At 60.6% G+C, this 22,742-nt stretch carries 23 protein-coding genes and 1 riboswitch; of the genes, 1 reads left to right on the top strand and 22 read right to left on the bottom strand.

The genetic code is table 11. The features are described 5' to 3' along the window. Positions 1 to 18: 18 nt before the first annotated feature. The 15 genes from rpsJ to JNO48_11695 form a co-directional block, all read right to left on the bottom strand. The gene (gene rpsJ / locus JNO48_11765) at positions 19 to 327 is read right to left on the bottom strand and encodes a 30S ribosomal protein S10 (protein QTE67858.1); all 309 of its coding nucleotides are present in this window, start codon (positions 325 to 327) and stop codon (positions 19 to 21) included. A gap of 440 nt (positions 328 to 767) precedes the next feature. Beyond that, positions 768 to 1,880, bottom strand: coding sequence for a hypothetical protein (locus tag JNO48_11760; protein QTE67857.1), 1,113 nt, complete (start codon positions 1,878 to 1,880; stop codon positions 768 to 770). Between the two features lie 16 nt (positions 1,881 to 1,896). Continuing rightward, complete coding sequence (locus JNO48_11755) at positions 1,897 to 3,243, bottom strand: MBOAT family protein (protein ID QTE67856.1); 1,347 nt, start codon at positions 3,241 to 3,243, stop codon at positions 1,897 to 1,899. 3 nt (positions 3,244 to 3,246) lie between these two features. Next, a complete protein-coding gene (locus tag JNO48_11750) occupies positions 3,247 to 3,714 on the bottom strand; it encodes a DUF4358 domain-containing protein (GenBank protein ID QTE67855.1) in 468 nt (155 codons plus the stop codon). Beyond that, positions 3,711 to 4,499, bottom strand: coding sequence for a hypothetical protein (locus JNO48_11745; protein QTE67854.1), 789 nt, complete (start codon positions 4,497 to 4,499; stop codon positions 3,711 to 3,713). Before JNO48_11745 ends, JNO48_11750 begins: the two co-directional genes overlap by 4 nt. Before the next feature lie 17 nt (positions 4,500 to 4,516). Beyond that, the gene (locus tag JNO48_11740; GenBank protein ID QTE67853.1) at positions 4,517 to 6,412 is read right to left on the bottom strand and encodes an ABC-F family ATP-binding cassette domain-containing protein; all 1,896 of its coding nucleotides are present in this window, start codon (positions 6,410 to 6,412) and stop codon (positions 4,517 to 4,519) included. Further along, positions 6,409 to 7,218, bottom strand: coding sequence for an MBL fold metallo-hydrolase (locus JNO48_11735; GenBank protein QTE69761.1), 810 nt, complete (start codon positions 7,216 to 7,218; stop codon positions 6,409 to 6,411). The genes JNO48_11740 and JNO48_11735 overlap by 4 nt, the downstream gene beginning before the upstream one ends. A gap of 37 nt (positions 7,219 to 7,255) precedes the next feature. Beyond that, entirely contained in the window at positions 7,256 to 7,999 is a 744-nt protein-coding gene (locus JNO48_11730; protein ID QTE67852.1) for a LicD family protein, read from the bottom strand. Further along, positions 7,989 to 8,915 (bottom strand): transketolase, encoded by a 927-nt coding sequence (locus tag JNO48_11725; GenBank protein ID QTE67851.1) that lies wholly within the window; start codon positions 8,913 to 8,915, stop codon positions 7,989 to 7,991. The genes JNO48_11730 and JNO48_11725 overlap by 11 nt, the downstream gene beginning before the upstream one ends. Then, a complete protein-coding gene (locus JNO48_11720) occupies positions 8,912 to 9,787 on the bottom strand; it encodes a transketolase (GenBank protein QTE67850.1) in 876 nt (291 codons plus the stop codon). The genes JNO48_11725 and JNO48_11720 overlap by 4 nt, the downstream gene beginning before the upstream one ends. Then, positions 9,780 to 10,448 carry a sugar transferase gene (locus JNO48_11715; GenBank protein ID QTE67849.1) on the bottom strand — a complete coding sequence of 223 codons (669 nt, stop codon included), beginning with the start codon at positions 10,446 to 10,448 and terminating at the stop codon, positions 9,780 to 9,782. Before JNO48_11715 ends, JNO48_11720 begins: the two co-directional genes overlap by 8 nt. A 6-nt stretch (positions 10,449 to 10,454) precedes the next feature. After that, positions 10,455 to 11,309 carry a ParB/RepB/Spo0J family partition protein gene (locus JNO48_11710; protein QTE67848.1) on the bottom strand — a complete coding sequence of 285 codons (855 nt, stop codon included), beginning with the start codon at positions 11,307 to 11,309 and terminating at the stop codon, positions 10,455 to 10,457. 20 nt (positions 11,310 to 11,329) lie between these two features. Beyond that, a complete protein-coding gene (locus JNO48_11705; GenBank protein QTE67847.1) occupies positions 11,330 to 12,100 on the bottom strand; it encodes a ParA family protein in 771 nt (256 codons plus the stop codon). Between the two features lie 122 nt (positions 12,101 to 12,222). Further along, on the bottom strand, positions 12,223 to 12,540 hold the full coding sequence (locus JNO48_11700) for an AzlD domain-containing protein (GenBank protein QTE67846.1): 318 nt from the start codon (positions 12,538 to 12,540) through the stop codon (positions 12,223 to 12,225). Beyond that, positions 12,533 to 13,252 (bottom strand): AzlC family ABC transporter permease, encoded by a 720-nt coding sequence (locus JNO48_11695; protein QTE67845.1) that lies wholly within the window; start codon positions 13,250 to 13,252, stop codon positions 12,533 to 12,535. The genes JNO48_11700 and JNO48_11695 overlap by 8 nt, the downstream gene beginning before the upstream one ends. Positions 13,253 to 13,351: 99 nt before the next feature. On the opposite strand from JNO48_11695, the gene rpiB reads away from it, so the two are divergent. Further along, a complete protein-coding gene (gene rpiB, locus JNO48_11690; GenBank protein ID QTE67844.1) occupies positions 13,352 to 13,816 on the top strand; it encodes a ribose 5-phosphate isomerase B in 465 nt (154 codons plus the stop codon). Between the two features lie 61 nt (positions 13,817 to 13,877). Here the strand turns inward: rpiB and JNO48_11685 are convergent, their stop codons facing one another. From JNO48_11685 to JNO48_11655, 7 genes are all read right to left on the bottom strand, one after another. Further along, positions 13,878 to 15,095 (bottom strand): ribose-phosphate pyrophosphokinase, encoded by a 1,218-nt coding sequence (locus tag JNO48_11685; GenBank protein ID QTE67843.1) that lies wholly within the window; start codon positions 15,093 to 15,095, stop codon positions 13,878 to 13,880. Positions 15,096 to 15,302: 207 nt separating this feature from the next. After that, positions 15,303 to 16,613 (bottom strand): trypsin-like peptidase domain-containing protein, encoded by a 1,311-nt coding sequence (locus JNO48_11680; protein ID QTE67842.1) that lies wholly within the window; start codon positions 16,611 to 16,613, stop codon positions 15,303 to 15,305. Between the two features lie 101 nt (positions 16,614 to 16,714). Continuing rightward, a complete protein-coding gene (locus JNO48_11675) occupies positions 16,715 to 18,238 on the bottom strand; it encodes a GerMN domain-containing protein (protein ID QTE67841.1) in 1,524 nt (507 codons plus the stop codon). Beyond that, on the bottom strand, positions 18,235 to 19,611 hold the full coding sequence (locus tag JNO48_11670) for a HAMP domain-containing protein (protein ID QTE67840.1): 1,377 nt from the start codon (positions 19,609 to 19,611) through the stop codon (positions 18,235 to 18,237). The genes JNO48_11675 and JNO48_11670 overlap by 4 nt, the downstream gene beginning before the upstream one ends. A 76-nt stretch (positions 19,612 to 19,687) precedes the next feature. Beyond that, entirely contained in the window at positions 19,688 to 20,380 is a 693-nt protein-coding gene (locus tag JNO48_11665; protein QTE67839.1) for a response regulator transcription factor, read from the bottom strand. A gap of 182 nt (positions 20,381 to 20,562) precedes the next feature. Then, a complete protein-coding gene (locus JNO48_11660) occupies positions 20,563 to 21,825 on the bottom strand; it encodes a DUF3048 C-terminal domain-containing protein (protein QTE67838.1) in 1,263 nt (420 codons plus the stop codon). A gap of 149 nt (positions 21,826 to 21,974) precedes the next feature. Further along, positions 21,975 to 22,562 carry an energy-coupled thiamine transporter ThiT gene (locus JNO48_11655; GenBank protein QTE67837.1) on the bottom strand — a complete coding sequence of 196 codons (588 nt, stop codon included), beginning with the start codon at positions 22,560 to 22,562 and terminating at the stop codon, positions 21,975 to 21,977. A gap of 70 nt (positions 22,563 to 22,632) precedes the next feature. Further along, positions 22,633 to 22,735: riboswitch (TPP riboswitch) on the bottom strand. Between the last annotated feature and the right edge of the window lie 7 nt (positions 22,736 to 22,742).

The following is a 22,742-nucleotide window of genomic DNA, read 5'->3' as shown; positions in this document are numbered from 1 at the left end:
TTCTTCGTTCCTCCTGCCTTACAGTTTCATTTCGATTTCGACACCAGCAGGAAGATCGAGCTTCATCATGGCGTCCACCGTCTTCGGGTTCGGATTGTTGATGTCGATCAACCGCTTGTGGGTGCGGCGTTCGAACTGTTCGCGGCTGTCCTTGTACTTATGCACAGCGCGAAGGATGGTGACGATCTCTCTCTCCGTGGGGAGCGGGATCGGTCCGGAGACACGAGCGCCGGTGCGCTTTGCGGTTTCAACGATCCGCTCTGCGCTCTGGTCGATCAGTTTGTGCTCGTAGCTCTTCAGCTTGATACGGATTTTCTGGTTGGCCATTCCTTGTAACCTCCTCAATTTCGTTCTCTTGTGCGCTCCCGGAATCCACTGCAGGTGCAGATCCTCTCGGCGCCTTCGAGTCCGTCGCCCGATTAGCGGGCTGGTCCATGATAATTACCCGTCTGGCCTGACGGCAACTTACCACTTCATCCCTGAACAGACAACACTCGAATTATACATGATCCTTTTTTTGATTTCAATAGGGTAAACACGATTTTTTGATATTTTTTTTGATATTTTTGACCCGATACAGACTTTTTAAGCTTGATTTTCCGCGCCTTCCCGTCAAAACTATTTAACACGCTATCTGGTGTGTCCTCTTTTGCCCGAAAAAAGGCGATTTTCCGTTTTTCATCTTCCGACTTTCGGAAAACCGCCCCTGAAAACCCACTCGCCACGCGGTTTAACCCGCTGATTTTGTCACACGTGTTCGTGTGTATCTATTCCTTTCCCCGAAGCTTTCGGGCAATCGATGTGTCATTTGCCAGGCTGTCCAGCGAATACAGGAACAGGATTTCATCCGGTTCTCCCGCCTCTTCCAGCGCGTCCCGGAAGGTCCCGGGATAATAGCGCACATCCACTGCTGTGATTTCCCCGTAATTCGCGGAAAGATACGGAATGATGCTGCTGGCAAAGGAGTCCCGGAACACCAGCAGTTTCCCGCCTTCAGCCCCCGGATGCCGGACCATCAGCATTCCGTGGTTCCCGTTCAGGTAAACCTCATATCCGTCCCAGGTATCCGCTTTCTCAGGGAACACCAGGTGGTCATATGTTTCGCTCTCCCCCTGCACGTCCATCGTCACCGGGAAAACGGGCTCCATGCATACCAGCGTGTCCGCCCGGGCTGCCGGAAGTCCCGCGCGCGCCTGGGTTGTCCCGCTGAACGGTGTATATTCCGTCCGCGTAAACATGGCCGGGTCGGCCGGTTCCAGGCCCGCAGCCCCGCAGAAAGCCCGGTAAGCCAGCTGTACTCCGCTGTCATTCCAGTGATGGTCGGTCCGGTAGAACACTTCCGTCCCGGCGGCCGCAAACGCTTCCCGCAGCGGGATAAAGCCTTCCTCCCCGGTCAGTTTGTCATATACCGTCGCCTCTTCCTCGTACAGGGCCTTCCGCAGCGGTGTCATCTCATCCATCCGGAGCATTCCGGCGGTCGGCGGTACCAGGAACCTGCAGGGAATCATGCCGGCAATCTCCCGCATCCGGCCAGTCCGGTCTGTCAGGAGCCTGATATCCGCCTTCACCGGCTGTTCCACAATCGCGTCCCCGGTCGGCCACGCTTCCAGCTGGGTCGCCCTCCCGGTCCAGACCTGCATCCGGGAATCCAGCCCGACCAGTTGTTCCCTGAAGGGAATCTGGTCAGACAGATAGGTTTCCAGGTCATTATTCAGCGTCCATTCGGTCAGGGAGAACCGGGAAGGCGCCTCCGCCAGGTATCGTTTTTCCGTTCCGGAGAAATCCCGGGAGAAAACAAACGCGGCAATCCCGCCGGCCAGCAGCAGGATCAGGATGCCGTAAACCGCAATCCGGTCCGAGATTCTGTTTTTTCCGTCCATCGGTCCCCCTCCTTTCTCAGAACTGGAAATATACAAACGGCGCATATCCCTGCGCGGCCAGCGCCGCCAGGCACAGGACCAGCAGCAGCGGCGCGGCTTTTTTCAGCTTTGGCATCTTCACTTCCGGCAGGAAGGAAACCGCCATGCACACCAGCAGCACCGGCAGGAACGCCGCGCACTCCAGCGCCGGCCCGGCTGCCGGCGCCAGTCCGTAAACCCCGGCCATAGCAGGGAATACCTGCCATTTTCCGGTAAACATTCCCCATCCCAGCAGTACGGGCAGGTAGGTCAGGATCCGCCGAAGCCATCCCGGCATCCGCTCTGCCCATTCACGCCCAAGCACCCATTTCTTTTCCGCGATCAGCAGCACACCGAACCAGAGCCCCCACAGCACAAAATTCCATCCTGCTCCGTGCCAGAGTCCGGTCAGTGCCCAGACGATCAGGATGTTCAGGTTCCTCCGTGTCCTTCCCTTCCGGTTTCCGCCCAGCGGAATATACACATATTCACGGAACCAGGTGGTCAGGCTCATATGCCATTTCCGCCAGAATTCCGTCAGGCTTTTCGCGCGGTACGGCCGGTCAAAGTTTTCCGGGAATGTGAAGCCCATCGCTTTGCCCAGGCCCAGCGCCATATCCGAATAACCGGAGAAATCGAAGAATATCTGGAAGGAAAAAGCCATCAGTCCCATCCACGCGCCGACCAGCCCGGCCTCCGGAAGTCCTCCGCTGATCCGGCCCCAGAACCGGCCCATGGCATCCGCAAGCAGCACCTTCTTGGCCAGGCCTACCGCAAACCGGTTCAGCCCGTCCCGCATCGCTGCCGTACTGATCTCCGCCGGGTTTTCCAGCTGGGCTTCCAGGTCGATATACCGTACAATCGGGCCGGCAACCAGCTGTGGAAACATGCTCAGGTATACACCGAACCGCACAAAGCTCCGCTGTACCCTGGCATTTCCCCGGTACACATCAATCAGGTAGGACATTCCCTGGAATGTAAAAAAAGAAATGCCGGCCGGAAGCAGCGGTGAGTCCTTCATCAGGCTGACTCCGGTCACCGCCGCCAGCGTGTCATTCAGAAACGCGGCATACTTGAACCAGCCCAGCGGCAGCAGGTTGAGCACGATCAGCACCGCCAGGATTATTTTCTTTTGGGCATGGAACCGGTCCATCAGCAGGGCGCCGGCATAATCCAGGATCATCACATACAGCAGCAGGATCAGCCATGCCGGCATTCCCCATCCGTAAAACACCAGGGAAGCGCACAGCAGGAAAGGCTGCTTTGCCCGGTGCGGCAGGAACCGGTATCCGAGCAAAACCAACGGCATGAAAAACAGCAGAAATGTAAATGAACAGAAAACCATGGCTTATTCTCCTGCCAGGATAAAATCCGCCTCTTGAGTGCCATTCGGCCCGACGGCCAGGACAACCGTCAGGTTTTTCGTCCGGACTTTGGCCTCCGAAAGCAGTTTGTATGCCTCCGGGGCATAATTCCGGGTCTCCTTCAGGCGGCGTTCCAGGTATGCTTCCGCCATTCCGGCCACCCGCCCGGCCGCATCCCGGTCAGCGGCCCGGACTGCCAGAAGCTCCCGTCCGTCCATTCCCTCGCTCTGGAGAAACACAAACTCCGTGTAATCCGCGGGCACCGCGCCCAGCACGTCTTCAAGGTCCTCCGCAGTCAGGGCCGCCAGGTTCCCGGCGTCCTCGGCAATCATATTTACTTTCTCTGCCAGGGAGGCCGGCGCATCGCTTGCCGGCGCGCCTTTTTCCGGTGCGCTGCAGGCGTCCAGCACCAGGAGCATTGCGGCCAGCAGGAGCAGCATTATCCTTTTCATTGCGGAGTCTCTCCTTCCTTCATCAGCGCCGGATCGGGCACCCACAGGCCCTGTTCATACCGGGCCTGTGCGTAATCCAGCAGGTTCCTCACAAAAATATCAAATCCGTCCGCATTCAGGTGGCTTTCATTATCGGTTGTAATTTCCCGCCGCAGGCACCCGGTTTCATCGGTCAGTCCGGCATTGGCATCCAGGTAATCCGCGCCGGTCTGTCTGCATTTGTCTTCCAGCCATTCATTGTAGGCGGCAATCGCTTCCCTTGTGGACTGTTTCCATTTCGCTGTCACCGGGGTCAGCGCCATAAAAACCAGCCTGGTCTCCGGAAAATACTCATCCCGCAGTGCGGTAATCCGGTCGATATATCCGTCTGCCCGGTCTGTATGCTGGTAAATCCGGTCGTTCAGGCCGATCAGGATAAACACGTTCCGCGGTTTTTCCTTCATGGCAATCCCGGTCAGCGTAGCTGCCCGTCCCTTATAGGTCAGCTGGATCGCGTCCGGATCCGAATCCGGGTTTTTCTGGGCCAGCCTGCGCATCTGCAGGCTGTATTCCCCGTAGCACTTCACGCCGGGGAAAAATTCCGGATCCTTGTTCCGCATCCTGCGCATATAGTTCCCCAGGTTGCGCATCTGGGAATCCCCGATGATCAGTGACTGGTCATAAAACGACATCAGCACCTTGTCCGGCAGCCGTTCAGGTGTATCTGCGCAGGCGTTCCATTCAAGGCAGAACAACAGGCTCAGCAGCAGGCAGAGCAGCCTGGCCATCCACCTTCTGTTTCCCATCACTGAACCATCCCTTCTTACCCGAGCTCCGCGTACTCCTCGTACAGCTGCTCAATTTCATCCTTCAGCGCGTTGTATTTCCGCGTTTTTTCGGCCGCGCTTCCGGCGTCCTTCCACGTTTCCGGATCCGCCAGCGCGTTCTCCAGCACCGCGGCTTCCCGTTCCGCCACGGCGATCCGGGCTTCCAGCGCCGCCATGCGTTCCTTCTCCGCCTTGATCCGCTGCTGTTCCTCGCGGCTCTTCTTCTTTTCCTTGTCAATCGCGGTGCGGGTCATTCCGGCGTATTCCCCGTCCGGTTCTTCCGCGCGCGAAACCTTTTCAAAGTAGCTGTCGTAGTTGCCCAGGTATTCCTTCAGCGCGCCGTTCTCCAGCACGCATACCTTCTCCGCAAACCGGTTGATGAAATACCGGTCATGGCTCACCGCGATGATCGTTCCCGGGAAATCCGCCAGCGCGTTTTCCAGCACCTCGCGGCTGTCCATGTCCAGGTGGTTGGTCGGTTCGTCCAGCAGCAGCACGTTGTCCTTCCGCAGCATCAGCTCAGTCAGGGCCACCCGGCCCTTCTCGCCGCCGCTCAGCGTGCTGACCGGTGCGAACACGTCGTCCCCGGTAAACAGGAACATGCCCAGCGCGCCGCGCACCTCATACTGCTCCATCCGCGGAAAGCGGTCCCACACCTCGTCGAGCACCGTCTTGTTCTCGTGCAGCCCGGCCTGGTGCTGGTCGTAATACCCGATGTCCACGCCGGTGCCCCAGCGGATCACACCCGCGTCCGGCTTTTCCTCGCCGGTCAGGCACTTCAGCAGGGTGGACTTGCCCGTGCCGTTGTCGCCGATCAGGGCAATCCGGTCCCCGGCTTTCACATGGATGTCCAGGTCCGAAAACAGCACGCGGTCCCCGTAGCTTTTCTTCAGCCGGTCCGTCTGCAGCACGTCGTCGCCGGTGCGCCGCCGCGTTTCAAACCGGAAATGGACGGTTCCTTCCTCCTGGGGGCGCTCCAGGCGCTCGATCTTCTCCAGCCGCTTTTCCCGGCTCTCCGCCAGTCGGATGCTCTTCTCCCGGTTGAAGCGCCGGTACATCGCGATCACGGCTTCCTGCCGCGCGATTTCCTTCTGCTGCAGTTCCCAGGCCTTCATCCGGATTTCGTATACTTCCGTCCGTTTCTCCAGGTACTGCGTATAGTTGCCGGTATAGGTCTCCAGGCCGCCCATGAGCAGTTCCGCCATCCGCCCGCACACATGGTCCATAAAATAGCGGTCATGGCTGATCACCAGCACGGCGCCGCGGTAGCCCTGGAGGTATTCCTCCAGCCAGGCGATGCTCTTCAGGTCCAGGTGGTTGGTCGGCTCGTCCAGCAGCAGCAGGTCCGGCTCCGACAGCAGCATCCGGCCCAGGCACAGGCGTGTCCGCTCCCCGCCGCTCAGGCGGTTCACCGGCATATCCGCATGGTCCCGCAGGTCCAGTCCCTTCAGGACGCCGGATACCTGGCTGCGCCATCCGTATCCGTTCCGCCGCTCAAACTCATGCATCAGGGCGTCATAGCGGCCCCCCAGGCGGCGCAGTGCTTCGGGATCATCCCCCTGCTCGGCCATTTTCTGCTCCAGGTCCCGCATTTCGGCTTCCATCTGCACCAGCGGCTCAAATACGCTTTCCAGCGTTTCCCGGACGGTCTCCCCTTCCCGGAATTCACCCTGCTGCGCCAGGTAGCCCATCCGCAGCCCCTTCTGGATGCTGACCGTTCCGCTGTCCGCGGTTTCGATCCCGGCGATGATCTTCATCAGCGTGCTCTTGCCGCTGCCGTTCACACCCACCAGGCCCATGCGTTCCTGCTCCTGCAGGGTAAACGAAACGCCCTTCAGCACCTCATGCGTGCCGAAGCTTTTCTGTATATCCTGCACGGCCAGTATAATCATGCCTTTGAATTCTCCTGAATACAGTAAACTTCGCCCGTCTCATCCCGCAGGGCAATCTGCAGCTGCACGTCCGTGCCCGGCCGGATGCCCTCCTGTGCGAGCGTTTTTTCCGACACGCGCCGGGCCAGTCCCGGGGTATTGTTCTCCCCGCTCAGGTGGCCCAGGATCACCGTGCCGGTACCCCCGGCAATCAGCTTCAGCAGCGCCGACGCGCATGCTTCATTGCTCAGGTGGCCGTAATCCCCCAGGATCCGCTTTTTCAGCGCGGGCGCGTACTTCGGGTTCGCCCGCAGCATATCCGGATCATGGTTGCTTTCCAGCAGCACCAGGTCGCTGCCGGCAATCCGCCGGTAAACGTCGGCGGAAAAATGTCCGAGGTCGGTCGCAGTGGAAATGCTCAGGTTTCCGCCCCACAGCCGGAACCCCACCGGGTCTGCCGCGTCATGCGGAATGGAGAACGGCGACACGCCGATATCCCCCAGGTAAAACTCCCGGTCCGTCCCGATCACCCGGGTCAGTCCCGGCGGGATCTCCCCGATCTTGCTGCCGATTCCCTGCCAGGTGCCCGCCGTCGCGTACATCGGCAGGTGGTACCGCCGTGCCAGCACGCCGGCGCCGGCAATATGGTCTGAATGCTCGTGCGTAATCAGCACACCGCTGATCGTCTCCATTCCCACGCCGATCTTCGCCAGCGCGTCCGCGATCGCCTTGCCGGGCTTCCCGGCATCCACCAGCAGCCGGGTGTTTCCGTACTGCACAAACAGGGCGTTCCCGCTCGATCCGGAATACAGCGGGCAGAAATACATTTCCATCGAAAGTCAGTCGCTCCAGGTGAGATTTTTCCTACAGGTCCAGGTGCTTGGCAACGCGCTCCTCCACCGGCGGCGGCGTCATGTAGTCCGGCCCGAACAGGACAATCAGCACCTCGTCATACTTCTCCGGAATCAGGCACTCGAGGTCCTCGAACTGCCCCCGGATTTTCTTCTCAAACTGTTCCGGGTGCCACACATGCGTCATCAGCTCAAACGCGCCGTTGGACATGTGCAGGTCGTTCCCTTCCCGGTATTTCGTGGATACCTTCTCGTACCGTTTCGCCTTCCAGGCGTAGCTGAACGGAAGTCCCAGCAGGTGGGTCGCCCGCAGCAGGATCCGGTTTTTCAGCCCGAACCGGCTGTAGTCGACGTTCTTTTTCATCATACCCTGCAGCAGGTGCAGGTGCAGCAGGTGCAGCTTCCGGCGGATGCCCTCCGGCGGCAGCGCGTCGAGGATGAAGAAGTCCGTGAATGCGGCGGCCTTTTCCGGGTCCCGGTTCATCACGCGGGGTGTCCAGGTATCCAGGTAGGTCAGCTCAAACCGCGCGTCGCATTCCTTGGGATACACCGTGCGGAACCGGCTGAATTCCGCCCGGGTCATCAGCAGGTCCACGTCGTCATCCCACGGGATAAAGCCGTGGTGGCGCACGCAGCCCAGCAGCGTCCCGCACATCAGGTTATACTCAATTCCGTACCGGTCGCAGATGGCGGTGATATCCCGCAGCTGCTCCAGCAGCTCCTCGTGGATTTCCTCCAGCGTCAGTTCATGCTTCATTCAGCCAGGCCTCCGTCTTTTCCGCGATCGCTTTCGCATCCATCCCGTAGATTTCCCGCAGGTACTGCTGGCTGCCCACCACGGATGTGTAGCAGTCCTGCAGGCCGATCCGGTGGATCCGGCATCCGTTCCCGGTTTCCGCGGCGATTTCGCACACCGCGCTTCCGAATCCGCCCATAATGTTGTGCTCTTCCACCGTCACAATGTGCCGGAACCGTTCCGTCAGCTTCCGCACAGCCTCTCCGTCCATCGGTTTGATGCACGGGAAGCTCACCACCTCCGCGGAGATGCCTTTCGCTTCCAGCAGCTTCGCGGCTTCCACCGTCTGGGTCAGGATGCCGCCCGCGCTCAGCAGCGCGGTGTCCGTTCCCTCCCGCAGCGTCAGCGGCGCGGGCATTTCCCAGCCGGTCACCGGGCCGGGATGGATTTTCGGCTCATTGCCGCGGCCCAGCCGCAGGTAGCAGGTGCCCGGGGTCCGCACCGCCCGGTGCGTCACCGCCTCGGCCTCCGCCGGATCCCCGGGGGTAAAGCACGTCACTCCCGGCAAAGCCCGCAGGGCCGCGATGTCCTCCGTCGCGTGGTGGCTCATGCCGAGGCTTCCGTATACGAAGCCGCCCCCGACGCAGACGATTTTCACGTTCGCGCCCGGGTACGCGCAGTCATTCCGGATCTGCTCCAGCGGCCGCAGCGTCGGGAAATTCCCGATCGAATACACAAAAACCGTCCGGCCGGTCGCCGCAAGCCCGGCGGCCATGCTCACCATGCCCTGTTCCGCGATGCCCGCGTCGATGATCCGGTCCGGGAACCGTTCCCACATAGGTTTCAGCACGCCAAATCCCAGGTCGCCCGTAATCAGCACAATCCGGCTGTCGGCTTCCATTTCCTCCAGCAGGGCCCGTACGAAAGCGTCTCTCATGGCCGATGCGCCTCCAGTTCCTTCAGCGCTGCCTCATATTCCTCTCCCTGCGGCGTCCGGTAATGCCACAGGATGTCGTTCTCCATAAAGGATACGCCCTTGCCCTTCACGGTATGGGCCAGGATCACGCTGGGCTTTCCACTGCCCGCGTTGGCCTTCGCCCGCTCACACGCGGCGCGCAGGGCGCGCACGTCGTGGCCGTCCACGCTCTCAGCGTTCCATCCGAAGTCCTTCCACTTCTGTTCAAATGGTTCCAGCCGCAGCGTTTCCTCCACCGTGAAAAGGCTCTGCATATGGTTGTAGTCCACGATGGCGCACAGCCGGTCCAGGCCGAACTGCGCCGCCTGCAGCGCCGCTTCCCACACGGAGCCTTCGTCGCATTCCCCGTCGCCGAGCACCACCCAGGTCCGCCAGGTTTCCCCGTCCATCTTCGCGCCCAGCGCCATGCCCGTCCCGATGCCCAGCCCGTGGCCGAGGGATCCGGTGGATACCTCCACGCCGGGAATACCCTTGTGGCTCACATGCCCGCTCAGGATCGACCCGTTGCCATAGTGCGTCTTCAGCTGTTCCACCGGGAAGAAGCCCGTCTCCGCCAGGGCGGCGTAAACCGCGCTGCCCGCGTGCCCCTTGCTCAGGATCATGCGGTCACGGTCCGGCTTCTTCGGGTCCGAGGGATCCACATTCAGCACGCCCGTATACAGCACGGCGATGATCTCCGCAACGCTGAACACGCTGCCGATATGGCTTCCGCGGCTGATGTGGCTCATTTCCAGCCCGTTCCGGCGGATCAGCCATGCCAGCACTTCCGGATCCGATGTATCCGGCTTCTGTCCCCCGAACGCGCTGTGAACAAGCGCCTCATAATTATCCATGCTTCACCTTTCCGAACACGCCCCGGATGGTTTCCAGCATCAGCCGGGCATCCAGTCCGAAGCTCTGGGTTTTCGCGTATTCCACCCGCAGCCGGTTTTTCTCCGGCAGGATCAGCCGCTCAAAGTTCGCCACCGGGTCTTCTTCCCCGACGATCTCATCCTGGGCGATGTATACGATGCTGCTCCGGTCGGTCACACCCGGGCGCACCCACATGATGCACTGCTGCTCCTCCGTATACTGCGTCGTGTACAGCAGCAGCTCCGGCCGCGGGCCGACAAAGCTCATGTCCCCTTTGATGATGTTGAACAGCTGGGGCAGCTCGTCCATCTTCAGCCGGCGCATCACGCGCCCGGCCCGGGTCACCCGGTCGTCGTTCTTCGCCGTGCACCCGCCGGACTTGTCCGCGTCCACCACCATGCTGCGGAACTTGTAGATCATGAAGGGCTGGTTATGGTACCCGCCCCGCACCGCCTTGTAGATCACCGGGCCTTCCGAGTCCAGCTTCACCCACACGGCCAGCGGGATCATCAGGATCAGGCCGGGCACCAGCAGGATCAGCGCCAGCACCAGGTCCAGCAGCCGCTTGACCACCTTGCTGTAGAACGGGTGCGAAAGCGGACCGTCCCAGTAAGGCATCTCCGGCAGTTCTTTCTTGCTCATGCTTCGTTACTCCTGAATCTGGTCCAGCAGTTCGTTCAGCCGTTCCAGCTCATCCCGCGAGCTGTACTGCAGCACAATCCGTCCCTTGGTAATGCTGCCGGTCAGCGCGCTCTTCAGACCGGTCTTCAGCCGGATCTTCTCCTGCAGCTCGCCGAGCTCCGCCGGCATCGGCGCCGGGCGGCGCTTCTTCGCAGGTTTTTCCTTCGCTGCGGAGGCCAGCTGCTCCAGCCGGCGCACGCTCATGCCTTCATCTGCCGCGCGGTGCGCCAGGCGGATCTGCTCCTCCGGGTCCCTGATTCCGGCCAGCACCCGGGCATGGCCCGCGCTGATCAGTCCGTCGCGCACCATCTCGGTCACTTCCTCCGGCAGGGAAAGCAGGCGCAGCAGGTTCGCCACCGCCGGCCGGCTCTTGCCCAGCCGTGTGCTGACCTTCTCCTGCGTATAGCCGCACTGCTTCATCAGCGCCTGGATACCGCGCGCCGCTTCCATCGGGTTCAGGTCCTCGCGCTGCAGGTTCTCGATCAGCGCGATTTCCATCTGCCGGATCACGTCAATATCCTTCACAATGCACGGCACCGTCTCCAGCCCCGCGATGCGGGACGCACGGTACCGGCGCTCACCGGCGATAATCCGGTAGCGCCCGCCGCTGGCGGGAACCACCAGCAGCGGCTGCAGCACGCCCTGGTCGCGGATGCTGTCCGCCAGCTGTCCGATGCTTTCCTGGTCAAATGACTGCCGGGGCTGGTCCGGGTTCGGATCCAGTTCGCCCACGGGAATTTCCTGGATACTGGTTCCCCACTCTTCCGCGCCGGGGAACAGGGAATCCAGTCCCCGTCCGAGTCCGTGAGATTTCTTGGCCATTTTGTCAGCGCTCCTGTCTCTTACTTCTTGCCCCGGTTCCGGGAGATGACTTCCTTCGCCAGCGCGCGGTAGGCAATCGCGCCTGTGCTTCTCGGATCGTAGATATTGATCGGTTCCCCGTGGCTGGGCGCCTCACCCAGCCGCACATTCCGCGGGATCATCGTGGCAAACACCGTCTTCTTGAAGTGCTTCTTCACCTGGTCCACCACCTGCAGGCCGAGGTTTGTCCGCCCGTCCAGCATGGTCAGCAGGATGCCCTCGATCTCCAGGTGCGGGTTGAATGTCCGCTTCACCCGGTTCACGGTGTCCATCAGGCTGCGGACGCCCTCCAGCGCGTAGTATTCGCACTGGATCGGAATCAGCACCGTATCCGCCGCAGCCAGCGCGTTCAGCGTCAGCAGGCTCAGGCTCGGCGGGCAGTCGATGATCACGAAGTCGAAATCACTCCGGCACGGCGCCAGCAGCTTTTTCATGTAGAACTCCCGCTCGTTCACCGAAACCAGCTCCACCTCGGCCGCGGCCAGCCGGATATCGCTGCCCGCCAGCTTCAGCTTCTTCTGGGCGGTCGGCTGGATGCAGTCATCCAGCTTCGCGCGGCCCATCATCGCGTCATACACGGTATTCCGTTCGTTCACGGTGCACCCGAGGCCGCTGGTCGTATTCCCCTGCGGGTCCAGGTCCACCATCAGCACCTTTTTGCCGGCTTCCGCCAGGCAGGCGGATAAATTCACGGCGGTTGTGGTTTTCCCGACACCGCCCTTCTGATTCGCAATTGCAATGATTTTGCCCATATTCCGTTCACTTCCCGTGCCCGATATCGGTTCATATAAAACCAATCTATTATACCCGTAAATCCGTTCATTGTAAAGAAAAAGCCCCGCCCGGAACGAGGTCCGGAACGGGGAAAAACGGATCAGCCGATCCGCATCAGCCATTCGGTCAGGAACACGGTCACGCAGCTGGCCAGCGCCACCGGGAACAGCCCAGCCCGGAGCCATGCGAGGACCCCGCCCACCGCCAGCGCCGCAATGCCTGCCACGGGATTTCCGGCCGCGTCAATGATCGCCGGGAACGTCATCACCGCCAGTGTGGCGTAGGGCACATAGTACAGGAACGACCGCAGGAAGCGGTTGGTGATTTTCCTCCGGATCAGGGTCAGCGGAAGCACGCGCACCAGCAGGCTCACACCCGCCGCGACCAGAATCGCGATCCAGATCTGTCCGTTACTCATGCGCCGTCCCCCCTTCCTTCTCCTCGGGCACAGGGAACAGCACCGCCGCAATCGCGGAAAGCGCCACCGTCAGCACGATCACCTTCATGCCGTCCGACATGGTTTCCGGGGAAACCAGCCGGTTCAGCGCGAAGCTGCACGCGAAGGCCGCCGCGACCAGTCCGGCGATCACCTTGTTTTCCCGGGCCGGCGGCATGATGATCGCCAGGAACATGCCGTAGATCGCCACGCTCAGCGCGCTCACGACGTTGGCCGGCAGGATATTCCCGGCAATGATACCCGCCATGGTCCCGGCCGACCACATCAGGTCCGCCAGGATAAACGCGCTGCCCAGGTACGCCAGGGAAAGCTTCCCGGCATAGCCGATGACCAGCGCAAAAATTTCATCCGTAATGCAGAAGCCGGTGGCAATGCGCCCGGCCATGCCCGTCTCCGTCGGAATCCGCTGGCTGAGCGCGGTGCTCATCAGCAGGTACCGCATATTGGTGATCATGATCACCAGCGCGATTTCCCAGAAAGCCGCGCGCGCGGCGATCAGGGAATAGAGGGCGTACTCGCCCGCCGAGGCGTGGTTCAGCAGGCTGGCCACAAAACCCTGCAGCGGGGTCAGCCCCGTCTGCCGCGCGACGATTCCCAGGGAGAACGCCACCGCGAAGTAGCCCACGCCGATGGGAAGCCCGTCCCGCAGTCCCCGAAGGATCAGCCTGCGCATCCGCACTCCCCTCTTTCTCTCCCGCCGCCGGCGTTTTTCCGCGGGGCCGGTCCTTGCCAAACCCCGCACATTGGCGTATTATAGCAAAAAAGGGAGGTAATGTCTATGATCGCTCTAGCCTGTGACCATACCGGGGTTGCCCTGAAGGGTGAGCTCGCCAAAATGCTCGATGAAATGGGGCTCGAATGGAAGGATTTCGGCAATTACGACGCCGCAAACCGGGATGATGACTATCCCGTCTTCGGTTACCGTGCCGCGAAGGCAGTTGCCTCCGGCGAGTGCGACCGCGGCATCCTGATCTGCGGCACCGGCATCGGCATCGGCATCGCCGCCGGCAAGGTGAAGGGCATCCGCGTCTGCACCTGCAGCGACGTCTACAGCGCCGAGCTGAGCAAGCGCCACAACAACAGCAACATCCTCACGATGGGGGCCCGCGTGGTCGGCACCGAGCTGGCCAAGATGATCGCCCGCCACTGGCTGACCGCCGAGTTCGAGGGCGGCCGGCACCAGCGCCGCATCGATATGATCGAACGGATCGAAAACGGGCTTGACCCGGAAGCCTGATCCGAAAAAAGCAGAGAAAAAAACCGGAGCCCGCGGGCTCCGGTTTTTGCGTGCGCCGGGATTACACCAGGCGCAGTCCGGCTTCCTTCTGCTCGGCGTTGTAGCGCTTGAGCAGTCCGTGGATCCGGTCGTAGGGATTCAGCAGCTTGCTGAGGCTGCGGTCATGGTTCAGCGTTGCGATGATGTAGGAGATATACTTGCTCATGTCCGCTTCCACAAACCATTCCGTCTTCGCCAGCTCGGGATTCCGGTAGGTCAGGTTGGTGGAGATCACGCGGTCGATCAGGCCGTCGCGGTAGGCTTTTTCGTAATTCTCCAGGCCGTTGGTGAACAGGGCGAAGGTCGCGCCCGCGAAAATGCGGTTGGCCTTGCGCTTTTTCAGCTCGCGGGCCAGGTCGATGATGCTCTCGCCGCTGGAGATCATATCGTCCGCCACGAAGATGTCCTTGCCTTCCACGCTGTCGCCCAGGTATTCATGGGCCACGATCGGGTTGCGGCCGTTCACGATGCGGGTGTAGTCCCGCCGCTTGTAGAACAGGCCCAGGTCCAGCCCGAGCACGGAGGCGTAGAAGATGTTCCGGTCGATCGCGCCTTCATCCGGGGAGACGATCATCATGTGTTCCCGGTCAATGCGCAGGGTCTTGTCCCGTTTCAGCAGGGCTTTGAAAATCTGGTAGCTGGGCATCACGCTCTCGAATCCGGTGGTCGGAATCGCGTTCTGCACGCGCGGGTCATGCGCGTCAAACGTCACGATGTTGCTGACACCCATGTTTTCGAGTTCCTGCAGCGCCATGGCGCAGTCCAGGCTCTCGCGGGAAGCGCGGCGGTGCTGCCGGCCTTCGTACAGCATCGGCATAATCACCGTCACGCGCTTTGCTTTGCCGCCCATCGCGGCGATAATCCGCTTCAGGTTGGCGAAATGCTCGTCCGGGCTCATGGGAACCTTCTGGCCGAACATATCATAGGTTACGTTGTAGGCACCCGGATCCGACAGGATGTACATGTCGTATCCGCGGATGCTCTCCTTGATCATGCCCTTGGCCTCTCCGTTTCCGAAACGGGGACAGGTCACACTGATCAGGAAGTCCTGCCGTTCTGCGCCGGGCGTAGTCCGCATATCGCCGGGCTCGGTTTCCTCCGCATGGTCACGCCACTTCTTCAGCCAGGCGTTGATCTTGGCGCCGAGCTCCTCCGTGCCCGGCATCGCGATCAGTCCCAGCGGCCCAACAGGATAAGTCAGAAAAGAATCCGTGTTCCAGTCACTGACAAAATCAGTCATGGCGATCCTCCACTCCACATCAGGGCTACTCAGGGATACTACCTCACATTACGTATTATACTCCGGTTCGTTTGCTCTGAAAAGTTATTATCTGGTCTTTTCCTGTCCATTTTTTGCCATGTTTCCGGAAAGTCTTCCGGAGCGGCAACCCCTTTTACGGAAAAAGGTCCCGGGGATTTCTCCCCGGGACCTCCGGATGTTTTCCGGTCAGGTATTGTTCGCTTCCTCAAGCACTTCCAGCGTCACTTCGATGTTCTCGATGTAGTCGCCGTCATAGCTGATCTGGATCTTCTCGACGTCTTCCACCGTGTCCGGCCGCCATACGGTCACCTTCATCACGTCGCCGGCCTTGGTGCCTTCCAGCTGCGCCATCAGGTCCTCATTGGAGCCGATCACATTGCCGTTGACCTCCACCAGGATGTCCCCGGGCTGCAGTCCGGCCTTGGCCGCCGGGCCGTTCTCATCCACTTCCACGATATACGCGCCGTTCGGGATCTGGCCGTCAGTCAGTTCTGCGCCGCGCAGGGTCCGGATGGTCACGCCCAGGCGGGGCTTGCCCAGCCGGTCATTGTTCACGGTCGCTTCGCCCGTTTTCACTTCAGGCTTATCCGCGCTCAGCGCCTGCTCGATCACGGGCTTCGCCTCATTGATCGGGATGCACATGCCGATGCTTTCCACCGCCGCGCCGGAATACCGGGTGCCGCTGTACTTCAGCGTCGGGATGCCGATCAGTTCGCCGGCGGTGTTGAACAGGCCGCCGCCGCTGTTGCCGCTGTTGATGGCCGCGTCCGTCTGGATCATCGTGTTGGTAACCGCCTGCTTCCGGCCGAAACGGTCGGTCGTGGTCGTGTCGCTTTCGATCTCACGGTCCAGGGCGGAAATGATGCCCGCGGTAGCCGTCCGGGTAAATCCGATCGGGTTGCCGATAGCGATGGCCCAGTCGCCGACCATCAGGCTGTCGCTGTCGCCCAGCTTCACGGGCTCCAGCTCCAGGCCGGGCACATACAGCACCGCGACGTCCTTGTTCTCGTCGCTCGCGGCCACAGTCGCGTCATACAGTTTCTCATCGTTGTCGCCGACGGAAATCTTCAGGCTGTGCGCCCCGTCAATCACGTGGTAGTTGGTCAGCACGTATTCCTTCTCAATCACCACGCCGCTGCCGCTGCCGTACTTTTCCTCGCGGGCTTCCGGCTGCTGGTAGCCGCCGCCGTTGCCGTAGCCGTTTCCGTAGCCGCCGTTGCCGTAGCCGAAGAAGTAGTCCCACGGGAACCCGTAGCTGCCGCCGTTGCCGTAGCCGCCGTTACCGTAGCCGTTGCTGTAGTTGTTCACGATCTGGTAATTGTTCACGCCGACCACACTGTCCCGCACCTGGGCAATCGCCGCGGTAAAGGGGGAGGTCAGTACAACGGTCTCCGCCTGGGCCGCCGGCCGGTTCATCCCGAGCACGGTGCCGGCCATCACGCAGACCAGCGCAAGGGCGATGACGCCCAGTACTTTCTTACTCATCATTTTCTTCATGGGTGGAAACCTCCTTTCCGGTTTTCGGTGTCATTATATCCGGTCTTTTTGTCCGGAATATGAACGGAATATGAACATTTCGCCGGATCCCGCTTTTTTTGTCACATGCCCGGGTTGTACATGAATTCGCCGCCCCAGTAGAGGCTGCCGGCAATCGTTTCAGCCTGTTTCCCCTCAAAGAAGAAGCATACCCGCTTCATGCCGGAATTCAGGCACAGCGAATTCACAATGCTGTAGCACAGCAGCGTTTCCTTATCCGGTCCCGCGTTCTCAATTGCCCTGCGGAACGCCTCGCTCAGGTTCACCAGCAGCATATCGCCTTCCGCGGCGATTCCCAGGATATCATCCCCGCTGACCCCGTCCGGAATGGTCGGCAGGATGCCGGCTTCCCGCTCCCGCCGGTCCGGTCCTTCCAGGATGGCCTCCAGCACCGCCCGCGGGCTGTCGGTCATGTCCCGTTCCACCGGCTTTTCGCACATGGCCAGCCGGCCGTTCTTTTCATAGAAAACATTTGCGCTTCCGGTCAGGAACATTTCCGACGTTTCGCGGCGGACCAGGCCGCCCAGGATCGTTCCGACGCTGTACCGGGTACTGTCCAGCTCCGTCATCAGCGTATCCCCGACCCGCACGCACACGGCCGTCACCCCCGGCACAAAGGTCGACAGGGTGCACGCCACCGCGGCGATCAGGCAGGACCGGTCTGTGTTCCACTCCTCCGCCAGCTCCCGGATATTGTCCCGGAAGCTCACGGTGATCAGCTTCCCGCCGTCATCCAGCACGCTGGTCACCGGCATATGCAGCATGTAATCCGTCAGGTTCGGCAGCCCGGTGTTTCCGTCCTTCCGGTGCACTGCCTCATTCACCGCTTCCACCAGTACGGCAGCCAGCTGGTCCGGCTTCTGCCCGGGGAAATTCATCATCCGGCTTTCACAGCCGATTCCCCGCCCGTCCTTCAGCGGGTAGTATACCGTTGCCGCCGCGCTCAGCGGGGTCTTGCCGCTGTCGGCGCCCACCGGCGTCCGTTTCGAGCCCATCTGCTCCCACAGCACCGGCAGGTTCTCACCCGGATGCCCGGAAAGCGTGCCCATCGGCAGGCTGCCATTCACGTCCAGCGCCACGCTCTGGCTGGCTGTCAGCACGTTCACGCCGCTGATCTCATCCAGCGCGCACAGTGTGGTCGCCAGCGCCACGCTCAGCTTGTAGTAATTGCTGTAATCCATCCGGAGTGCGGAAGGCTCCAGGTTCACCGTGCAGATACCGCCGCTGATTTCCGGCGGCTGTCCTCGGTACAGTGCCAGCGGCTGTCCCATCATGGTACTTTCGCTTTCGGATTCCAGCAGCATGCGGACCAGCGTTTCCGCCGTATCCTTCAGGTTGGTTTCCTCCAGGTGGACGGTCTGCGTCCGCAGCTGCAGTTCGTTCGGGCCGGCCATGTAAATCGTGTAGTCCCCGGCCTTGCGCACGGCCCGGTCCCCGTCCGGCGCCTTCAGGTCCACCACCGCGGGAGCCAGCGTCGGACTCGGTGCCTTCTCCTCGCCGCTTCTCCCGGCGCATCCGCTCATCACGAGTCCCGCGCAGAGGGCCAGTGCCAGGCACAGCATCCGTTTTCCGATTCCTCTGTTCATTGCGGCACTCCTTCCCGGGGCAGGACCACCGTGAACTCAGTGCCTTTCCCTGTTTCGCTGTATACGGAGATCGTTCCGCCGTGCGCGGCCACCAGCTGTTTCACGATGCTCAGGCCCAGGCCGGTTCCGCCCGTTTCCCGGCTCCGGGCCTTGTCCACCCGGTAGAACCGTTCGAAGATATGCTTCTGGTCTTCCTCCGGAATGCCGATGCCGTCATCCCGCACCCGCCAGACCAGGCTTCCGTTCTCCTCGGTCAGCATGATGCCGATATGCCCGCCTTCCGGCGTATACTTGATCGCGTTGTCCGTCAGGTTGTACAGGATCTGGTTCAGCTTCAGCCGGTCGCCCTGCATGGTCAGGTCCGGCTGCACATTGCCGATCAGGTGCTGCTGCCGCTTCTCGGCCGCCGGTGTCAGCATCCGGATAGTCTCCCATGTCAGCGCGCTCATGTCCACCGGTTCGGTCTTCATTTCCATGCTTTCGCTGTCGATCCGCGACAGGGTCAGCAGGTCGTTCACGATGCCGGTCAGCCGGTCAATCTCGTGGTTCATGTCCTGCATGAACTCCGTGCGCAGGTCCTGCGGCATGTCCGGCTCATACATCACCGTTTCCAGCATGATCTTCATGGTCGTCAGCGGTGTCCGCAGCTCATGGCTGGCATTGGAAACGAACTGGCTCCTGGACTGGTCCAGCCGTTCCAGCTGTTCCGCCATGGTGTTGTAGTTTTCGGCCAGTTCCCGCAGCTCGCCGCTGCCGCGCACCGGGGCGCGGACGCTCAGGTCGCCCTTCCCCATCTTTCTCATCGTCCGGCTCAGGTCGGTAATCGGCTTGGTCAGCACCTGGCTCAGGAACAGCGCCAGCAGCAGGGCCGCCAGCACAATCACCGCAAACACGCGGATCAGCTGCAGCTGCACCGTCCCCAGCGAGTCCATCAGGCTCTGGATCCGGCTCACAAAAAGCAGCGCGCCGATCCGTCCGTTCCCGCCGGTCATCTCATGCACGCTGTATGCCACATATTCGGCGTTTTCCTCGCCGCTCATCTCCCGCACGGTATCCCGGCCGGGCGTATACCGGCCGTAGGCCGCAGTCTCCCCCGCCGTCAGCACCTGCAGCACTTCCTCCAGCTGGATCCGCCGGCCGCACATCGCGCCGAACGTATCAAACTGGACCTTGCCGTCGTTATCAATCACCATCAGCCGCCCGTTCATGGACTGGGCGTTCTCCGCCAGCACCCGGTTCAGCTCCTCCGGCATGCCGTTCTCAAACAGGTCCGCCGCGGAGGCCGCGGCCTTTTCCGTCAGCAGGCTGTCCTCCCGTTCCCGCTGGTCGAACATATATCCGCTGACCATGCCGGTCAGGTTGGTGGCTGCCACGCCGAATGAAAGTCCGACAATGACAAAAAAAGCCAGCAGGATTTTCCACCTGATGCTGGCTCCGAATCCGTACTTTTTAGTCCTGATCCGTGAAATAGTAACCAACCCCCCACTTGGTAAAGATGAATTCAGGCTTTGTCGTATCCCGTTCAATCTTTTCCCGCAGGCGGCGGATATGAACGTCCACAGTGCGTGCGTCCCCGGCGTAGTCATACTTCCACACGGTCTCCAGCATCTGCTCCCGGCTGAACACCATGCCGCGGTTCGTCACAAACATCTGCAGCAGGTCAAATTCCTTGGCGGTCAGCTTGATGTCCTTCCCGCCCAGGGTCACGCTGCGCTTGACCAGGTTGATTTCCATGTCATGAACCCGGATCAGGCGGTGCTCCTGCTGCTGTACGCTGCCGGAAACCCGGCGCAGGATCGTCTTGATCCTGGCTTTGACTTCCAGGATGTTGAAGGGCTTGGTCATATAATCATCCGCGCCGTATTCCAGGCCCAGGATCTTGTCCATGTCGTCTCCCTTGGCCGTCAGCATGATGATCGGAACGTCGCTGCGCTCCCGGATCCGCTGGCATACAGCGATCCCGTCCAGCTTCGGCAGCATCACGTCCAGCAGGATCAGGTCAAATCCGCCGGATTCGAACATGGCCAGCGCTTCCTCGCCGTCCATGGCGCTCTCCGTTTCGTATCCTTCCTGTTCCAGCGTGTATTTCAGACCTTTCAGGATCAGAGGCTCGTCGTCGACCAACAGGATCCGTTTGCCCACTGAAAACACCCTTTCGTACCCAATATCTTCTAAATCTTAAACTATTTTTTCCGGAAATGCAAGTATTTGTTACAAAAATAGTACGTTTTTGGGCAAAAGGTTCATATTTATCGCATTTTTTGTTCCCGTTGACGCAAAAAAAGGACAGCCCGCAGGCTGTCCTTTGGATTGATACGTCCGGATTATTCGTAGGTGACCTGGCGGATTTCCTTGTTGTAATCCATCAGGATGATCATCGTCTTGCCGCGCATCAGGGGCATCTCATTGCCGTTCTCATCGTAGAACACGGTGCGGTCCGTCAGGGTGTCCCGGTTCCACACGCCGGCATAGTGTTTTCCGCCCATGAAGATATCGGCATTTCCGGTTCCGAGCTCGGTGATCACCGGCATCTCGGCGCCCTGGCTCCAGTCGATGTTGACGCTCTGGATAATCACATTGCTGAAGGTGATCGGGTTGCCGTGGGTGAAGTCGATCGTCACCTCAGCATTGCCGGCCTTCTTCACGCTCACAGGCGCCAGCTCGTCATACAGCACCGCGGTGCCCGCGTTGATGTTCGCAGCATCCTTCAGGATGTACCGGTAATAGATTCCCTCTGCCTCGTCATACTCAAACATGGAGTTGAAGTAGAAGGGGAATTTCTCCTCGCTGGTCTTGTTGGCCGTGTTGTTCCAGGATACGTAGACGTTCGTCGCGTCGTCGCCGCCTTCCGGCGCGGTATCCGTGAACAGGTAGGTATGGTTGCGGGGCTGGATATCCTCCTTGGCCACCACGTCCGTCATGATGCCCGGCGCGTAGTACACCACGTTGTCAGCGATATCGCCCATGGTCTTCACGCGGTAGTGGTGCGCACCCCATTCCTTCGGGTACATACCGTCATAGAACACGCTGGCTCCGGGGGAACCCGGCGCTTCCGGCACATGCCATCCCAGCGCGCGGATTGCCGTGGAAACATCCGTATCGCCGCCGCCGGCAGCCTGGTGTCCGTGGTATACGATCGGAGCATTCCACTCCTCACGGAGCCACACATGCATCACCCGCATGCTGCGCGTGCATCCGACCCACTCGGGGATGGTATCGGAATATACCATTGTCAGCCGGGTAACACCCTTGTAGTCCTTGGGAGCTTCATAAATCACGTCCGCATAGCTCGCGAAAAGGGGAGCGCGGTTGCCGATCCCGGAACCGCTGTTCGTCACCTGCACCATCAGGGGCATATACTGGCCGGTCACAGCCATTCCCACAAAACCATCCTTCACGTCCTTGCCGGCTTCAGCAAGGTCGCGTCCGGTCGTGGGGCTGATACCGGCAGGTACCGTGTTCTCCCCCGCTTTGTTGATTGTAATATTTCTCTGCGCCAGTCCATCGATCTTCGTTGGTTCTGCCATCGCAGCCGTTAACGCGAATACCATCACGATTGTCAGCAGGATGCTTACTGCTTTCTTCAAGTCATACACTCCTTTCCGGCCTGCATACCCGCATAGCCGTTCGTATCCTATCACAGCCAAAATACTTTGTCAAATTCGCTGTGCAGCCCTGAATACAGGCGCAAAAAGTCCGGTCCGGAATGAATCCGGACCGGAGCTTCCCTCTGTTGTCAGGCGGCGATGTCTTCCCGGTGAATGTACCGTTTCAGGGGCTTGTAGAGCAGTGCAGCCGCCACCTCGGTAACCACAAGCTCCGCCAGCATGTACCAGCCGTTGTACAGCAGGGAATACATCCAGGGGCTGGTCATCGTCATGTTCATGAAGGATTCGGGCATCCAGCCGCCCCAGATCCATACGCCCGTGATGAAGTGGCACAGGAACCGTCCCACAAACACCACCGCAATTCCGATCAGCACGGCCTTCAGGGTCTTGCCGAAAGGCTTCTCCAGCGCGCCGGAGAAGCCGATCACGGTATAGGCAATCACATAATCCAGGAAAATGACACCCAGTGCCGTCGCGAAAGTGGTTGCGTAGCCGACGTTGTCCAGGCCCAGCAGCAGCTGGATCAGGCTGTAGGCGAAAGCGGTCAGCACGCCCCACTTCCATCCCCAGCGGTGGCTGACCAGTACCAGGGGCAGCATGCTCACGATGGTGACACCGCCGCCGAAGGGCAGGTCGATCTTCAGCATGCTCAGCACCGTTGCGATCGCAATGAACAGGGCGCTCTCCACAAGTTTCCGTACTGTTTTGTTCTGCATTTTGTTTCCTCTCCTTTTATATCCGGTCGTTTCCGCCATACAAAAAACCCACATGCTTTCGCACGTGGGGAAACGACGCAAGCCGCTTCCCTACGGTAGGATGACCTACACAGGTTCCAAGGGTCGGGCTCCAGCCCCTCTCAGCCCCTTGCGGGGCGCCCCCAGCGTCTTTGTTCCGAC

The organism is Clostridiales bacterium (assembly GCA_017569285.1).
Taxonomy (GTDB): domain Bacteria; phylum Bacillota; class Clostridia; order Christensenellales; family Aristaeellaceae; genus Aristaeella.
This window is presented reverse-complemented; position numbering and strand designations above follow the sequence as displayed.

Coding starts and splice junctions, on each gene's coding strand:
- JNO48_11755 (QTE67856.1), bottom strand. CDS start 3,243: ATGGTTTTCTGTTCATTTACATTTCTGCTGTTTTTCATGCCGTTGGTT.
- JNO48_11750 (QTE67855.1), bottom strand. CDS start 3,714: ATGAAAAGGATAATGCTGCTCCTGCTGGCCGCAATGCTCCTGGTGCTG.
- JNO48_11760 (QTE67857.1), bottom strand. CDS start 1,880: ATGGACGGAAAAAACAGAATCTCGGACCGGATTGCGGTTTACGGCATC.
- JNO48_11675 (QTE67841.1), bottom strand. CDS start 18,238: ATGAACAGAGGAATCGGAAAACGGATGCTGTGCCTGGCACTGGCCCTC.
- JNO48_11655 (QTE67837.1), bottom strand. CDS start 22,562: ATGCAGAACAAAACAGTACGGAAACTTGTGGAGAGCGCCCTGTTCATT.
- JNO48_11730 (QTE67852.1), bottom strand. CDS start 7,999: ATGAAGCATGAACTGACGCTGGAGGAAATCCACGAGGAGCTGCTGGAG.
- JNO48_11735 (QTE69761.1), bottom strand. CDS start 7,218: ATGTATTTCTGCCCGCTGTATTCCGGATCGAGCGGGAACGCCCTGTTT.
- JNO48_11710 (QTE67848.1), bottom strand. CDS start 11,309: ATGGCCAAGAAATCTCACGGACTCGGACGGGGACTGGATTCCCTGTTC.
- JNO48_11720 (QTE67850.1), bottom strand. CDS start 9,787: ATGGATAATTATGAGGCGCTTGTTCACAGCGCGTTCGGGGGACAGAAG.
- JNO48_11725 (QTE67851.1), bottom strand. CDS start 8,915: ATGAGAGACGCTTTCGTACGGGCCCTGCTGGAGGAAATGGAAGCCGAC.
- JNO48_11705 (QTE67847.1), bottom strand. CDS start 12,100: ATGGGCAAAATCATTGCAATTGCGAATCAGAAGGGCGGTGTCGGGAAA.
- rpsJ (QTE67858.1), bottom strand. CDS start 327: ATGGCCAACCAGAAAATCCGTATCAAGCTGAAGAGCTACGAGCACAAA.
- JNO48_11685 (QTE67843.1), bottom strand. CDS start 15,095: ATGACTGATTTTGTCAGTGACTGGAACACGGATTCTTTTCTGACTTAT.
- rpiB (QTE67844.1), top strand. CDS start 13,352: ATGTCTATGATCGCTCTAGCCTGTGACCATACCGGGGTTGCCCTGAAG.
- JNO48_11700 (QTE67846.1), bottom strand. CDS start 12,540: ATGAGTAACGGACAGATCTGGATCGCGATTCTGGTCGCGGCGGGTGTG.
- JNO48_11745 (QTE67854.1), bottom strand. CDS start 4,499: ATGGGAAACAGAAGGTGGATGGCCAGGCTGCTCTGCCTGCTGCTGAGC.
- JNO48_11740 (QTE67853.1), bottom strand. CDS start 6,412: ATGATTATACTGGCCGTGCAGGATATACAGAAAAGCTTCGGCACGCAT.
- JNO48_11715 (QTE67849.1), bottom strand. CDS start 10,448: ATGAGCAAGAAAGAACTGCCGGAGATGCCTTACTGGGACGGTCCGCTT.
- JNO48_11680 (QTE67842.1), bottom strand. CDS start 16,613: ATGAAGAAAATGATGAGTAAGAAAGTACTGGGCGTCATCGCCCTTGCG.
- JNO48_11695 (QTE67845.1), bottom strand. CDS start 13,252: ATGCGCAGGCTGATCCTTCGGGGACTGCGGGACGGGCTTCCCATCGGC.